Origin of the sequence: Halopseudomonas sp. (assembly GCF_038130085.1) — a bacterium.
In the GTDB taxonomy this organism is placed as follows: Bacteria; Pseudomonadota; Gammaproteobacteria; order Pseudomonadales; family Pseudomonadaceae; genus Halopseudomonas.
Map to the genome: position 1 here is coordinate 79412 of NZ_JAYPMU010000005.1, position 14343 is coordinate 93754.

General features: G+C 58.8%; 13 protein-coding genes. 10 read left to right on the top strand and 3 right to left on the bottom strand.

Translation table 11 applies throughout. The annotated features are described in order from the left end of the window. Window positions 1-5: 5 nt before the first annotated feature. Both glmS and AAFM31_RS05635 read right to left on the bottom strand, forming a co-directional pair. Window positions 6-1835 carry a glutamine--fructose-6-phosphate transaminase (isomerizing) gene (glmS, locus tag AAFM31_RS05630; protein ID WP_341706925.1) on the bottom strand — a complete coding sequence of 610 codons (1830 nt, stop codon included), beginning with the start codon at window positions 1833-1835 and terminating at the stop codon, window positions 6-8. 401 nt (window positions 1836-2236) lie between these two features. Beyond that, window positions 2237-3643: an MBL fold metallo-hydrolase gene (locus tag AAFM31_RS05635; protein ID WP_341706926.1), complete on the bottom strand. Its 1407-nt coding sequence runs from the start codon at window positions 3641-3643 to the stop codon at window positions 2237-2239. A 230-nt stretch (window positions 3644-3873) separates the two neighbouring features. Here AAFM31_RS05635 and AAFM31_RS05640 point away from each other — a divergent pair, with 230 nt between their 5' ends. The 10 genes from AAFM31_RS05640 (at window position 3874) to cysQ (ending at window position 13768) form a co-directional block, all read left to right on the top strand. Beyond that, window positions 3874-4308, top strand: coding sequence for a low molecular weight protein-tyrosine-phosphatase (locus AAFM31_RS05640; protein WP_341706927.1), 435 nt, complete (start codon window positions 3874-3876; stop codon window positions 4306-4308). Between the two features lie 44 nt (window positions 4309-4352). Continuing rightward, entirely contained in the window at window positions 4353-6578 is a 2226-nt protein-coding gene (locus AAFM31_RS05645; protein ID WP_341706928.1) for a polysaccharide biosynthesis tyrosine autokinase, read from the top strand. Window positions 6579-6657: 79 nt separating this feature from the next. Then, window positions 6658-7005, top strand: coding sequence for a hypothetical protein (locus tag AAFM31_RS05650; RefSeq protein ID WP_341706929.1), 348 nt, complete (start codon window positions 6658-6660; stop codon window positions 7003-7005). A gap of 89 nt (window positions 7006-7094) precedes the next feature. Further along, window positions 7095-8213, top strand: coding sequence for a polysaccharide biosynthesis/export family protein (locus tag AAFM31_RS05655; protein WP_341706930.1), 1119 nt, complete (start codon window positions 7095-7097; stop codon window positions 8211-8213). Window positions 8214-8314: 101 nt separating this feature from the next. Beyond that, window positions 8315-8884, top strand: a complete 570-nt coding sequence (locus AAFM31_RS05660) for a YjbF family lipoprotein (RefSeq protein WP_341706931.1) — start codon at window positions 8315-8317, stop codon at window positions 8882-8884. Next, window positions 8881-9657 carry a capsule biosynthesis GfcC family protein gene (locus AAFM31_RS05665; RefSeq protein WP_341706932.1) on the top strand — a complete coding sequence of 259 codons (777 nt, stop codon included), beginning with the start codon at window positions 8881-8883 and terminating at the stop codon, window positions 9655-9657. The genes AAFM31_RS05660 and AAFM31_RS05665 overlap by 4 nt, the downstream gene beginning before the upstream one ends. Continuing rightward, window positions 9650-11776 (top strand): YjbH domain-containing protein, encoded by a 2127-nt coding sequence (locus tag AAFM31_RS05670; protein ID WP_341706933.1) that lies wholly within the window; start codon window positions 9650-9652, stop codon window positions 11774-11776. The genes AAFM31_RS05665 and AAFM31_RS05670 overlap by 8 nt, the downstream gene beginning before the upstream one ends. Window positions 11777-11778: 2 nt before the next feature. Then, window positions 11779-12168 (top strand): VanZ family protein, encoded by a 390-nt coding sequence (locus AAFM31_RS05675; RefSeq protein ID WP_341706934.1) that lies wholly within the window; start codon window positions 11779-11781, stop codon window positions 12166-12168. Between the two features lie 123 nt (window positions 12169-12291). After that, window positions 12292-12921 (top strand): transposase, encoded by a 630-nt coding sequence (locus tag AAFM31_RS05680; protein ID WP_341706935.1) that lies wholly within the window; start codon window positions 12292-12294, stop codon window positions 12919-12921. 67 nt (window positions 12922-12988) lie between these two features. Continuing rightward, window positions 12989-13768 carry a 3'(2'),5'-bisphosphate nucleotidase CysQ gene (cysQ, locus tag AAFM31_RS05685; protein ID WP_341706936.1) on the top strand — a complete coding sequence of 260 codons (780 nt, stop codon included), beginning with the start codon at window positions 12989-12991 and terminating at the stop codon, window positions 13766-13768. A gap of 208 nt (window positions 13769-13976) precedes the next feature. Here the strand turns inward: cysQ and grxD are convergent, their stop codons facing one another. Further along, the gene (gene grxD / locus AAFM31_RS05690; RefSeq protein ID WP_341706937.1) at window positions 13977-14297 is read right to left on the bottom strand and encodes a Grx4 family monothiol glutaredoxin; all 321 of its coding nucleotides are present in this window, start codon (window positions 14295-14297) and stop codon (window positions 13977-13979) included. Window positions 14298-14343: the final 46 nt, after the last annotated feature.

Genomic DNA, 14343 nt, shown 5'->3' on the forward strand with positions numbered 1-14343 from the left:
CAGAGTTACTCCACGGTTACCGACTTCGCCAAATTCCGGGGCTTGTCTACGTCTGTGCCCTTGATCAGAGCGACATGGTAACTGAGCAGCTGCAGCGGAATGCTGTACAGAATCGGAGAAACACTTTCGTATACCCAGGGCAGGGTAACGTGGGTGATGCCGTCGCCCTCATCCAGCACCGCGCGCTCACAGGCGAAGTTGATCAGCTGGCCGCCGCGCGCGCGCACTTCCTGAAGGTTGGACTTGAGCTTCTCCAGCAGGCTGTCGCTGGGCGCAACGCTGATGACAGGCATGTCGTCGTCTACCAGCGCCAGCGGGCCGTGCTTCAGTTCGCCTGCGGCGTACGCTTCGGCATGAATATAGGAGATTTCCTTCAGCTTAAGTGCACCTTCCATCGCGATGGGGTAATGGGTGCCGCGACCGAGGAACAGGGCGTGGTGCTTGTTAAAGAACTGGTGAGACAGCTGTTCAATGGCAGCGTCCAGCTCCAGCGCTTCGCGAATGCGCCCCGGCAAGCTCCGCAGTGCCCGCACGTTGGCAGAGATCATCTCTGGCGCACGCTCGCGCACCTGAGCCAGTGCGGTGGTCAGCCAGAGCAACGCTGTCAGCTGGGTGGTGAAGGCTTTGGTGGAGGCGACGCCAATCTCTGGGCCGGCCTGGGTCAGCAGGCGCCAATCGGCCTCGCGCACCAGTGAACTGCCGGGTACGTTGCAGATCGCCAGCGTGGCGAGATAGCCCTGTTCCCGTGCATAGCGCAGAGCGGCCAGGGTGTCTGCCGTCTCGCCGGATTGGGAGATAGCAATCAGCAACGTGCCATCTGGTACACAGACGCTGCGGTAGCGATATTCACTGGCAACCTCTACCTGACACGGCAAACCGGCCTGCTCTTCCAGCCAGTACTTGGCGACCAGCCCGGCGTGATAGCTGGTACCGCAAGCGACGATATGAATATTGCGAATCTCAGCCAACTGACTTTCCGCGCCGGGGCCGAGCGCTGCAGTGAGCACATGCTCATCACCCAGCAGGCCATCAAGTGTTTCGGCAATGGCCGAGGGTTGCTCGTAGATCTCCTTGAGCATGAAGTGCTGGTACTCGCCCTTCTCCAAGCTCAACGCCGCGTGCTGATACTGCTGCACCGGCAACTGGACTGGCTGGTTGCTGCGGTTCCAGACTTCACACTCGGTGCGAGTGAGGCGTGCGTGGCTCCCTTCCTGCATGTAAAGGAAGCGATCCGTTACCTGCAGCAGCGCCAACGGGTCTGAACCAATAAAGTGCTCGCCACTACCCACGCCAACCACCAGAGGGCTGCCCATGCGGGCGCAATAGAGCGCGTCGGGTTCGTCCTGATGAATGATGCCGAGGGCGAAGGCGCCGCGTAGCTCAGCCAGGGTGCTGCGCAGTGCCCCGAGCATGTTTTGCTGTCGAGCGTAGTGATAGGCCAGCAGGTGAGCGATGACTTCGGTATCAGTCTCGGACTTGAATACGTAGCCCTGCTCTTGCAGGCGCACGCGCAGCGGGTGGTGGTTTTCGATGATGCCGTTGTGCACAACGGCAAGACGGTCGGAAAAGTGCGGGTGGGCATTCGCCTCAGTCGCCTTGCCGTGGGTTGCCCAGCGGGTATGAGCAATACCGTGCTGCCCGGTTAAGGGCGTTTGCTGCAGCAGTGCTTCAAGTTCGGCGACCTTGCCAGTCGCGCGGGCGCGCCGCAACTCAGCGGAGGCGTCAAGCACGGCAACACCAGCCGAGTCGTAACCCCGGTACTCCAACCGACGTAACCCTTCCAGGAGAATAGGGGTTACATTGCGCGCGGCGATACCACCAACAATTCCACACATACGGTTCAGATCATCCCTTCACTAGACTCGTGTCCCGTCACGAGGCGGCAGTCAATTGCCTGTTCGAGCGAAGTGCGATCACCAGGTTCACGCAGAATTGGCCATAGCGCAGAGCAGTGCACCAGAACCACGACTGGCGCACAGCTTTGCAGCCGGGTTATCGCCGGCGGCGCATGCATTGCTTGGCAAACTTCTCGAACAGACTCAATAAATGGCTTATCGCCACCAGCCCTTCAAGAAAGGCGAGGATAATACCGACGCGCACCGAATCAGTGCAAGCTATCTAGCATGCGGTGCCGACGGGATTCTAACAGCCAGAGACGCACAACAGACAATAGTGCAAATGTATTATTGAGAGACATTTTCATTTGAAATGGACGCGCCCCTGCCACGCTATGTCGTTAACCAGCGACGGTGACCCGGGTAGCCCAGCCCTTTGCAATCGTGGACGCTCTCAAACGATCCGCCAGAGCTGACTTGGCATATTCCTCGCCATGTACCAGCCGCACCTCAGCTGGCCCGCTGGGCATCTTCAGGATGAAGTTCAGCAGGCCCGCCTGATCGGCGTGCGCGGAGTAGCCACCAATCGAGTGCACTCCTGCCTTGATCGTATAGCGCTCGCCATCCAACTCAACGTAGCCGCCGCCCGGGCCGAACTGCTGAATCGCATGCCCGGGCGTGCCTTTGGCCTGATAACCGACAAACAGCACATTGTGGCGCGGTTCACCCAGCATGGCTTTTAGGTAGTTCACCACCCTGCCAGCGTTACACATGCCGCTGCCGGTGATCACCACCGCGGGCTGACGGGTGCTGACCAGCCGATTGAGCATGCTCTGATGCTGCGCGTGACTTTCTACCTTTAGCAGTTGCTCAAATCCCAATGGGCGGCGACCCTGCTCGTAGCGAGCCTGCGCCTCGGCGCTCCAGTACTGGCGCAGCTCGCGATACAGTTCGGTGAAGCGGGTCGCCAGCGGCGCATCGAGGATCACCGGAATGCGCTGCCAGTCCGAGTTGTCGTGCATGACGCCCTCCAGTTCGTAAAGCAACTCCTGGGTGCGGCCGATGCTGAACGCCGGGACGATGACCGTGCCGCCGTCGGCCAATGCCTGCTCCAGCACGCTCTGCAACCGCGCGCGCCGAATGCGGCGGTCTTCGTGCAGGCGGTTGCCGTAGGTACTTTCCAGCACAACCACATCGGCGCTCTCAGGCGCCACAGGGGCAGCCAGCAGGGGCGCACCGGCTGCCCCCAGATCTCCCGAGAAAACAACGCGGCGCTGGCGCTGCTCAAGCGGATATCGCACATCGCATTCCACGTAGGCAGAGCCGAGGATATGCCCAGCTGGCTGAAAGCGAATGCGACAAACCAGATCCGCCCGCTCAAGCAGGGTCACCCAGGCCCCATAGGCATGCCCTTGCAGCAAGCTACTAACCGCGCTCACGTAACGCTCGGCTAGCTCCGCATCTGGCCCCACGCCAACACGAAAAGCGTCATCCAACACCGCAGGCAACAGCAGCGCAGAGGGCTCAGTAGAGTGAATCGGTTGCTTGAAGCCCGCAGCCATCAGCCAGGGCAAGCGGCCAACGTGATCAACATGAACGTGGGTGACAACCAGCGCGTGCACCGAGGCGAGGTCAAACTCAATCATCAGCCGGTCGCGCCCCGCACCTTTGCCTGAGGTCTCAGCTCCCTGAAACAAGCCACAGTCAATCAACAGGCTGTCGTGCGCCGTCAGCCATAACTGGTGACAGGAACCGGTAACGCCCTGCACCGCGCCGTGGTGCTCAATCCGTGGGTAATTCGCATCCATGCACAAACTCCTTTTGTCGGCGGCAAGCTTAGGCGAGACGCGAGCCTGGCTGCGATGAACCAGTCCACACTTTTTCGCCAGCGCGCGGGATTTGGCAAACGCGGCGACTAGCCGGTTCCCATATTCCGCGCAGCTGCTATTATTCCCCACCCCAAGCGGGTGAATTGACGCGGCAAAGCGTCACCCGTTTGACAGCGTCACAGCCACGTTGGCAAAGGCATGCATAACAAATGATCAAGAAGATTCTGGTGGTCTGTGTGGGCAATATCTGCCGCAGCCCCACAGCAGAAGCGTTGCTGCAACACAAGCTTGCAAGCAAAGGCATCAGCGTCAGTTCAGCGGGCCTTGGCGCACTGGTAGGCAAACCGATAGACGCAACAGCGGCTCAGGTGATGGCCAGCGCAGGCTTAGCGCTGCCCGAGCATAAAGCACGCCAGCTGACGGCAGCCATGCTGCACGACGCCGACCTGGTGCTGGCCATGGAGCAACGCCATCTGCAGCAGATCCACAAGATGGCACCGCAGGCACGCGGCAAAGCCTTGCTATTGGGTAAGTGGTTAGACAACGCGGAAGTGCCCGACCCCTACCGGCAGCAGCTGCCCGCCTTTGAACACGTATTTAAGGTAATGGACAAGGCGACAGACGCCTGGTTGCGTTATCTTTGACTCGCCGCACTTTCTCCTCACCCGGTAATGGAACCTGATTGTTGATGCAGAACACGACGCCTACCCCCGCTCAGAACAGCCAAGACGAGATTGACCTGCTGGCGCTGCTGGGGGCTTTGATCGACCACAAGCTGACCATCATCATCTGCACGCTGCTCTTCGCCTTTGCCGGTATTGCTTACGCGCTGCTGGCAACACCGATCTACCGTGCCGATTCAGTGATCCAGATCGAGGAGAAATCAGGTGGTATCGGCGGACTGCTGGGCGATGCCGGCGCCGCCGACATGTTTGCCAGCACCAGCGCGGCGGCCACCGAGATCGAGCTGCTCAAGTCCCGCAAGGTCATTGGCCAGACGGTCGAGAACCTGAAACTGGACATTCAGGCCGAGCCCAAACTGCTGCTGGCCATTGGTTCCTTCTTCTACCGCCGCTTTAGCCCGACAGAATCCGAACCCGTTGCATCCGCTCTGCTCGGCATGAGCAGCTACGCCTGGGGTGGCGAGAAGCTCGATATTTTCCAGCTGGAAGTGCCAAGCGCCCTCGAGGGCAAACAGCTTATCCTGCGTGCAGGCGAGCAAGGCACCTTTGAGCTACTCACTGAAGATGACGATGTGCTGGTACAAGGCAAAGTTGGCGCACAGGTCGAGGAGCACGGTTTCCGCGTACAAATCGCAACCCTTGTCGCCAACCCGGGCACCGAGTTCTTGGTCACCAAGCGCAACTTCCTCAGCACCACCCTCGCCTACCAGCGCGACGTCGCTGTCAGCGAGAAGGGTCGCGATTCCGGCATCCTGCAACTTAGCCTGGAAAGCCCTCACGCGGCCAAGGCCGCGCGCATCCTGGACGAGGTTGGCCGCCTGTATGTTCTGCAAAACGTTGAGCGTAAATCAGCCGAGGCGCAACAGAGCCTGGACTTTTTGAAAGAGCAGCTGCCGACCGTACGCCGCCAACTGGAAGCAGCCGAGCAGGCGCTCAACGCCTATCAAGGCAAAGCCGGCTCGGTTGATATCACCCTGGAAACCCAGGCCGTGCTGGACCAGGTAGTCGAACTGGACACCTCCATCTCCGAACTGCAGCTCAAGCGCTCCGAAATGGAACGCCGCTTTACCCGCCAGCACCCGAGTTATCAGGCACTGATGGAGCAGCTGGATCAACTGAACAGCCGCCGTAAGCAATTGGTAGACCGGGTCAGCGATCTACCCGCCACCCAACAGGAGCTGCTGCGCCTGTCACGTGACGTCAAGGTCAGCACCGAGATTTACACAGCCATGCTCAACACCTCGCAGGAGCTGGACGTGGTGCGCGCCGGCACAGTGGGTAATGTCCGCATCATCGACAGCGCCGTGGTCGATACCAGCCAGCCAGTCAAACCGAAGAAAGCGCTGATTGTAGTACTCGCCACCCTGCTCGGCGGCATGCTAGGTGTCGCCATTGCACTGCTGCGCCATGCGCTGAATCGCGGCATTGAGAACCCGGAAGTGCTGGAGCAGATCGGCCTGCCGGTCTACGCCTCCATTCCGTTCAGCAAGGATCAGCAGCAGATCGAGCGCAACACCAAGGGCAAGACCGTCAGCCAGAATTCGCAGCTGCTGGCGGCGACCAACCCGGCGGATCTCTCCATCGAGGCGCTGCGCAGCCTGCGCACCAGCCTGCACTTCGCGATGATGGAAGCGCGCAACAACGTTTTGATGATTTCCGGCCCCAGCCCGGGCGTGGGCAAGTCCTTCGTTTCGACCAACTTGGCCGCCATCGTCGCCCAGGCTGGCCAGAAGGTCCTGCTGATCGACGCCGACATGCGCAAGGGTTACGCCCACAAGCTGATGAGCCTGCCGGCGGAACCCGGGCTGTCCAATCTGCTGGTGAACACCCATACCCTCGCCGACATCATTCACAAGAGTGAAGTGCCCAACCTGCACTTCATCGCCCGCGGCCTGATTCCGCCGAATCCGTCCGAACTGTTGATGCACGTGAACTTCGAATCACTGCTGAAACAATTAAGTGGTATGTATGACATGATCATTGTCGATACCCCGCCGATTCTGGCAGTAACCGACGCAGCGCTGGTGGGCCGCCTGGCCGGCACCAGCCTGATCGTCTCGCGTTTTGGCCTGAATCCGCTGAAAGAAATCGAGCAAACCCTGCTACGCTTCCGTAACAACGGGGTCGAAATCAAGGGCGCGATCTTCAACGCCGTCGAAAAAAAGGCCTCCGCCTACGGCTATGGCAACTACGGTTACTATCAGTACGAGTACAAGTCGGACGGCAAGTAACACAATCGGCACTTCCATTGCCGGAGTGCTTGCGTATAATCGTTGCAAAACCACTGTTTAGAGACAGGGAGTTAATCTTATGAAGAAGCAAGCTATTGCAATCGTTGCCAGCACCCTGCTGCTGGCGTCTGGTGTATCGCTCGGTCAAGCCGTTAACGTCGACTCTTCGCTGAACCTGAACGCAGTGCCCGTGCAAGGAGGCGCTATCTTGCCCCCCGGCACTGGTCAAATTCGAGATACTGGCAACGATGCAGGCGTCCCTGACGAAGGAACGGGATCCTCCCTGGAGGGCGAAGCCCAAGGCGGCATAGGCGCTACTGAAGCGACAGTAGCTGCAATCGCCGTCGGATTGGGAGCTTCTGCGCTGGATTCAGGCGGAAGCTCCAAAAACGCCACCGGCTCGACTGGCTCGACTGGCACTAACTGAGTCTCAACATACGATCTGCCAAAGCCATCTGCCTCTCCAGATGGCTTTTTGGTTTTTACTTCGAATTACTACAAATAAGACCAAGACCTATGAATCGCCTTCCTCTAGCAGCACTGAGCCTCTCCGCCTTGTTCCTTCAGGCCTGTATGTTCTCCCCCGGCATGCACATGGACACCGATCGCCTGTTGGCCGAGGACTCTGCAGAGGAAAGCCTGGTTCAAATGGTCCAGATTACCCCCAAGGTACTGATCCAAGAGCACGCCGTGCAGCCAAACCGCGAGGTTCCAGCCGCCCTGCTGGATTACACGCCAGACAACTATCGACTGGGGCCGAACGACGGCCTGTTCATCACCGTATGGGACCACCCTGAACTGACAGTGCCCGGCGGCCAGCAGCAGACCAACGAAGCCAACGCACGTGTGGTACGTGACGACGGCACCCTGTTCTACCCGTTCATTGGCAGCGTCAAAGTTGCCGGCATGACTCAGGAAGAACTGCGCAAGGTAATTACCGATCGCCTGGCCCGCTACATCGAGCAGCCACAAGTCGACATCAACATCATCGGCTACAACAGTCAGAAAGTGACCCTGAGCGGGGCTTTCAAGGAGCCGGGCTTCCGCGCGATCACGTCACAGCCTCTGACCCTGCTGCAGGCTGTCGGCGAAGCAGGAATCGACGACAGCCGCGCCGACCTCTCGCACCTGAACCTGATTCGTGATGGCCAGGTCTACACACTTGACTACGACTATCTGACCAGCCACCCCAGTGCCGTTGGCAACGTCTACCTGAAGGCTGGAGACAAGCTGCATATGGGCTTGAACGACACCCGCAAGGTGTTCGTCATGGGTGAAGTAGCTGACCCGCGCGCACTGTCTTATCGCACCAGCCGCATGACCCTGAGCGAAGTACTGGCAACCGTCGGTGGCCCTTCACCGACCAGTTCCAGCGGCCGTGAGGTATATGTAATCCGCGGTGTGGAGAACCTGGAAACCGAGAAGGCCACCATTTTCCAGCTCAACGCCCAGTCACCTTCCGCCTTCATCCTGGCAGACCAGTTTGAAATGCGCCCGCAGGATGTTGTCTTTGTAGGTGCCGCGGGAATTACCCGCTGGAACCGTTTCGTCAGCCAGCTGTTCCCCAGCGCCAACATCCTCGGCACTACCGTGCGGGTTGGCAGCGATTACAACGATCTGCGTGACGGCAACTGACAGGCACCTCCGTGACCCTTTTCATACGAGCCGCAGTGCTGCTAATTGCAGCACTGACCTTGGGCGCCTGTAACTCGCTGACGTCTGACTCGGTCAGGTCCTTGCAAATACTGACCGACGGCAAGCAGAACAGGATACCTGCAGAGCGGGTAAACAACCCTCGCGTTGACACTCTGCTGATTGCAGCAGGCCAAGCAGAAGGTCTGTACGTTGCGCCCAAAGGAAGCGCTGGCCGCATCCGTTGGTACGGCCTGACAGAACAGCTAGAAACCTACAACGGCCGGATAAGCCAGCTAGTTGGTCTGGAAACGGACGTAACCGCACTACTGGGTAACGACGACCCATTTGTAACTGGCCTGCTTAACATTGACGACGGCACACAAGTGTCGCGCACCGTAGACTTCCCGCTTACCTACCAGACAGGCCTGCAGCAGTTGGCGACCTACTACCGAGGCCCGGTCGAGTACCTTGCCATTGATGGCAAGCAACAGGCCTATCAGAGAATTGATGAACAGATCCTGATGCCACAGATCAACTTTCGGGCAACCAACTACTACTGGGTAAATCCCGCCACAGGCCAAGTGCGCCGCAGCATTCAGCATCCAGCACCCAACCTGCCAGCTATGAACATGTTGTTCACCCACCATCCGGCGCAAGGGGAACAACCTTGAAACGGATTGCGCTGATGGCCTGCCTGTTGGCCGCCCCACTGATGACCACTGTGCAGGCCGATGAAGTTTTTATATGGGGGCTGGTGCAATCACCGGGCCCTTACCAGTGGCGCGATGACCTGCGCCTGCGAGATTTAACTAACGCCGCCGGCGTAAGCCTCCAAAGTTGGCCGCTGGGCGCAGCGCTGCTGCGCGATAGCGCAAAAAAGGAACAGCGCAAACTCCAGGCCGGGTTGATTTTTGACCTGCACACCGCCCGGGTGAACGCTGAGCGCATACAAGACCCATCGTTGACTGCCCTGCTTGAGCGCCAACTGCAACAAGTCTCGGGCATGCCAATCACCGGACGAATCAAAACCGAAATGAACCCGCTGAAACAACGACTGCGCGCGTTCAACCCAATACTGCAACCGGGTGACCGGGTGGTCTACCCGCCCAAACCAAGCACCATTCGCGTAACCGGTGCAGTTAACCAGGAGTGCGTGCTCGACTTCGTTGCCGCGCAACGACCACAGGACTATCTCGCGGCATGCCCCCGCCATTGGACTGCGAACCCGGATTACCTCTATCTGGTCCAGCCAGATGGCACTGTACAGACCATCGGCATCGCTCCCTGGAACAGTCAGGACGGATGGCAAGCAGAAGGCGGCAGCGTGTATGTACCCTTTCAGGCGGCACTATTCGGCGACAGTGGTAACGCATTCAACGACGACATGGCGGCCCTGCTCGCTACCCAGTACATCGGTGTAGGAGCGAATGCCGCAGATGAGTAAATCGCTTCTTCGCCTGCTGCTGGCTGTGTCGACGACACAGCTGCTTGCCGCCATCGCCAACGCAGAGACCGGTACAGAAAACCCTCGCTATCGCACCACCCAGCATGACTTCGGTGGCGTCGGCCTGCTGCAGACACCAACCGCGCGCATGGCACCCGAAGGCGAGTTCAGCTTTACCGCCAGCCGGACCTCACCCTACACCCGCTACAGTATCTCGGTGCAGCCGCTTCCCTGGCTCGAAAGCACTATTCGTTACATTGATGTCAGCAATATCAATTACGGCAGCGAGGACTTTAGTAGCCAGAGCTTGAAAGACAAGGCGATAGACGCCAAGTTCAGGCTCTGGCAAGAAAGCCGGTGGTTGCCTCAAGTCGCATTGGGCTTCCGCGACGTAGGTGGTACCGGACTGTTCTCAAGCGAATTCATCGTTGCCAACAAGCGCTTCTATGATCTGGATTTGAGTCTCGGCGTCGCGTGGGGCTATATCGGTAATCGTGGCGACTTCGGCAACCCGCTGTCGCTAATCAGCGATAGCTTTGATGACCGCGCCCGCAATGACGACCCAGGCGGTACGCTGAATACCAGCAGCTACTTCAGCGGCCGCCCCGGCATTTTTGGTGGTGTGGAATATCAGACACCCTGGGACAACCTACGCATCAAGCTCGAGCTCGACGGCAACGACTACAAGTCAGAGCCCTTCGAGAATAATCAGAAGCAGGACTCACCGATCAACGTGGGAGTGTTGTATAGCCTGGCAGACTGGGCAGATTTTACCGTTGCCTGGGAGCGTGGTAACACCGCGATGTTCGGGATCACCATGCACTCCAACCTGCGAAACATGCCGCGCCCTCCAAAGATTCTCGACCCGGCTCCAGAGGCACGCCGCCCGCTCCCCGCTGGCGTAAGCGGAAGCAACGTTGACTGGGCCGATATCAGCGAGCGTCTGACCTCCAATGCAGGCATCAAGGTGCAAAGCATCGCAATCAAGGACGACGAGGTCATCATTACCGGGGAACAAACTACCTACCCCAGCCAGGCAGAGGGCATGAGCCGGGCAGCCCGAATCCTCGACAATAGCCTCGGAGAAGGCACCTACGACTGGTACACGCTGGTGCAAAAGCCCTACGGAATGGAGCTCAATCAGACCAGCCTGAATGCCGAAACCCTTCGCCAATATGAACAGTTCGAGGCAGATCGTCGCGCCCTGCGCTACAGCATGGCCAATGCTGTACCGTCAATCCTGGACGCCGATGAGGTGTATACCGAGGAACTTGATCGAGCCAATGCCGGTTTGGCTCTCGGTTATCGACAGAACGTCGGTGGTCCGGATAGCTTCATCCTGTATCAATTCCTGTTGCGTGCCGACGGCCAGTTTTACTTCGACCGCAACAAATGGCTCGATGGCACCATCGCAATCAACCTGCTGAACAACTACGACCAATTCGAGTACGACGGCCCGAGCAACCTGCCCCGGGTACGTACCGATCTGCGCGAGTACCTAACCAGCTCCGACGCACAGCTAAACCGCCTGCAATATACTCAGACCGAACAGATCAACCGCGACTGGTTCGGCATGGCTTATGCTGGTCTTCTGGAAGATATGTACGGCGGTGTCGGCGGCGAGGTGCTTTATCGTCCTCATGGCGTCAATTGGGCGGTAGGTGTTGATGTCAACTGGGTCAAGCAGCGCGGCTACAAGCAAGACTTCAGCTTCCGGGATTACTCCACTCTTACCGGCCACGTTACTGGCTACCTGCGCACTGGCTTCCACGACGTCCTAATCAAAGGCAGTGTTGGCCGCTATCTTGCTGGTGATATCGGCGGGACCATCGACCTGTCCCGGCGCTTCCGCAACGGCGTCGTAATGGGCGGCTGGGCCACCTTTACAGACGTGTCCAAGGAAGAGTTTGGCGAGGGTAGCTTCGACAAGGGTGTTTATATTCAAATGCCATTCGACGCGTTCTTCCTCCGTTCAAACAAGTCCGTTGCAAACTTGGTGTGGAACCCGCTAACCCGGGACGGTGGCGCGAAGCTATGGCGTAACTATGACCTGTACGGCTTGACCCAAGACCGCGATCTGCAGTTGTTCGACAACAGCTTCAACAACGTAACGCACTGATCATGAAACTGCTGCTTGAGCGCCTGCTGGCGCGTTACAGCCTGTGGTTCAAGCTGGCCTTTTTTGCCCTGCTGGCACTCGGGCTGTATCTCGGCATGAGCCCCAGCCCACCGCCTGCCGCCTACAGCTGGCAAGCCTCCGGTTATCACGCCGGAGGCATCTTCGCCCTAACGGTACTGAGCTTCACGGCCTTCCCTCGGTGGCGCTGGTGGTTTCGAGCGACCTTCATGACGCTGGTGGGCGTTGCGGTAGAGCTGGTGCAGTCCCTGCACCCTACCCGCTCCCCAGACTGGTGGGATATCGCATCCAATACCACGGGCCTGTGCGCTGGCTTGCTCGTCATCGGGATCTATACCCTGTGGCGCCGACACACTTTGGCCAGCCAAAGATAAAACCCTCTTTCGCATCAACTTTGTGACAAAAACATTATTCGCTTCACATTTGTAGAATGCGGCGAAATGACATCACGCTTACCGCTGTTATGGTTCCCGCTGGAACAACGACAGGGAAGATCAATGTCCAGAAACACCTTCACACCCCGCTTTACCCGCGCCGAAGTATGGAAAGGCTGGCAGCGGCAACCCAGTCAGCCCGAACGCCCCATCCCGTATGACGTACAGCTGATCACCCTGAAGTTGGCAGATGCCCTGCCCCAACACGCCCTGCGTGCGGTCAGTGACGAACTGAAAGACTTGCCTCAGGCACAACGTGCCCTGCAGCGCCGCCAGCGTCTCGAGGAGGTGTTGCTGCAAGGTGAAGGTTGCTGCCTGCTTTCCGAACCGCGCATGGCCGCAGAGCTGGCCGACGCGCTGGAACTGCATAATCGCAAGCGTTACAAGCTGATCGCCTGGTGCATCATGCCCAACCACGCCCACATTCTGCTTGAACCAACCTACTCCATGCCGCGAATTGTGCAGGCTTGGAAGAGTGCAACCACCCGCTGGATGTTGCTGAACAAGGATGAGCTGAAGTTACAAACGCCAGGGCGCATGCTTTGGAAGCGCGACTACTGGGATCGCTACATCCCTGAAGCGCAGCAGCTGGGCAAGGCCATTCAGCAGGTACACAGCAGCCCGGTGCAGGCAGGGCTCTGCGAAAGGCCGGAGCAATGGCGCTGGTCGAGCGTCAGCAACGGAGCGCACTGAACAGCCCGAATGCGCAAGACAGTTAATGCTATCCTGCGCATCCGTACCATCCAAGTGGAGATATCAGGTGCAGGCAAGTGACCAATTAACCCTGCTGGAAGCACTTCTACCCATTGCTCACGATGCTGGTAAGTTGATCATGGAGGTGTACCAAAGCGACTTTGCTGTACGCGGCAAAGCAGACGCCTCTCCAGTGACCGAAGCGGATGAGAAAGCTGAAGCCATCATTCTCAAGGCCCTTGCTGAATTACCTCTGCAGTTCCCTGTGGTTGCAGAGGAGGCCTGCGCTGCCGGGGAGATTCCGGAGATTGGCGATTGTTTCTGGCTGGTCGACCCACTCGATGGAACCCGCGAATTCGTCAATCGCAACGGCGAATTTACCGTCAACATTGCGCTTATCGAGCATGGCCGGCCTGTTCTGGGTGTGGTACTGGCTCCCGCCTTGGGTCAGCTTTATGCCGGTTCCCTAGCGGGAGGGGCTTTTTACGAGGACTCGTCAGACCGCCGCCCCATTCACGTTAGAGCACCCGCCCCTGACGGTCTGGACGTTCTCGCCAGCCGCTCACACGGCGACGTGACTGCGCTGGAGAAGCTGCTGGCTGGCCGCAAGGTGCGCAACATAGTCAACGCTGGCTCATCACTGAAACTGTGCCTGATTGCTGCCGGCAAGGCCGATATCTACCCCCGCCAAGGTCGCACCATGGAATGGGACATCGCGGCTGGTCACGCGGTGCTGGCAGCCGCCGGTGGACAAGTGCAAACCTTCGAAGGCGGCCCTCTGCTATACGGCAAACCCGGCTTCGAGAATCCGCACTTCGTTGCCAGCGGCCAGCAGGCGTTTTTCTAACGGACTAGCCACCCTGCTCGATGGCCAAGTTCAAAATCGCGCTTTCCTGCGCCACATACACGACATACCGTGTCCCTGCGGTTGCTGATGCGTCGCGGTACAACCACTCGCACGTGCTGTGCCCGATACCTGCAGAATGCACTGCGTGCACAAACAAAAACGCCCGAGGCCTTTGGCCGTCGGGCGTTTGAGTACCGCATGAGAATGATCAGGCAGCCGGTTGAGCGGCCTTGATCATGGTTTGCAGCTCACCGGATTCGTGCAGTTCCAGAATGATGTCGCTGCCGCCAACCAGTTCGCCGTTGATCCACAGCTGCGGGAAGGTCGGCCAGTTGGCATAGCCCGGCAGGTTGGCGCGGATGTCCGGGTTCTGCAGGATGTCCACGTAGGCGAACTTCTCACCGCAGGCCATCAGCGCCTGCACGGCACGTGCGGAGAAGCCACACTGCGGAGCATTCGGCGCGCCTTTCATGTAGATCAGCACCGGGTTGTTGGCGATCTGTTCTTTGATGGTATCGATGATATCCATGGTATTCCTCGTTACGTAAAGGGCGTTCGAACGCGTTGCTGACCGC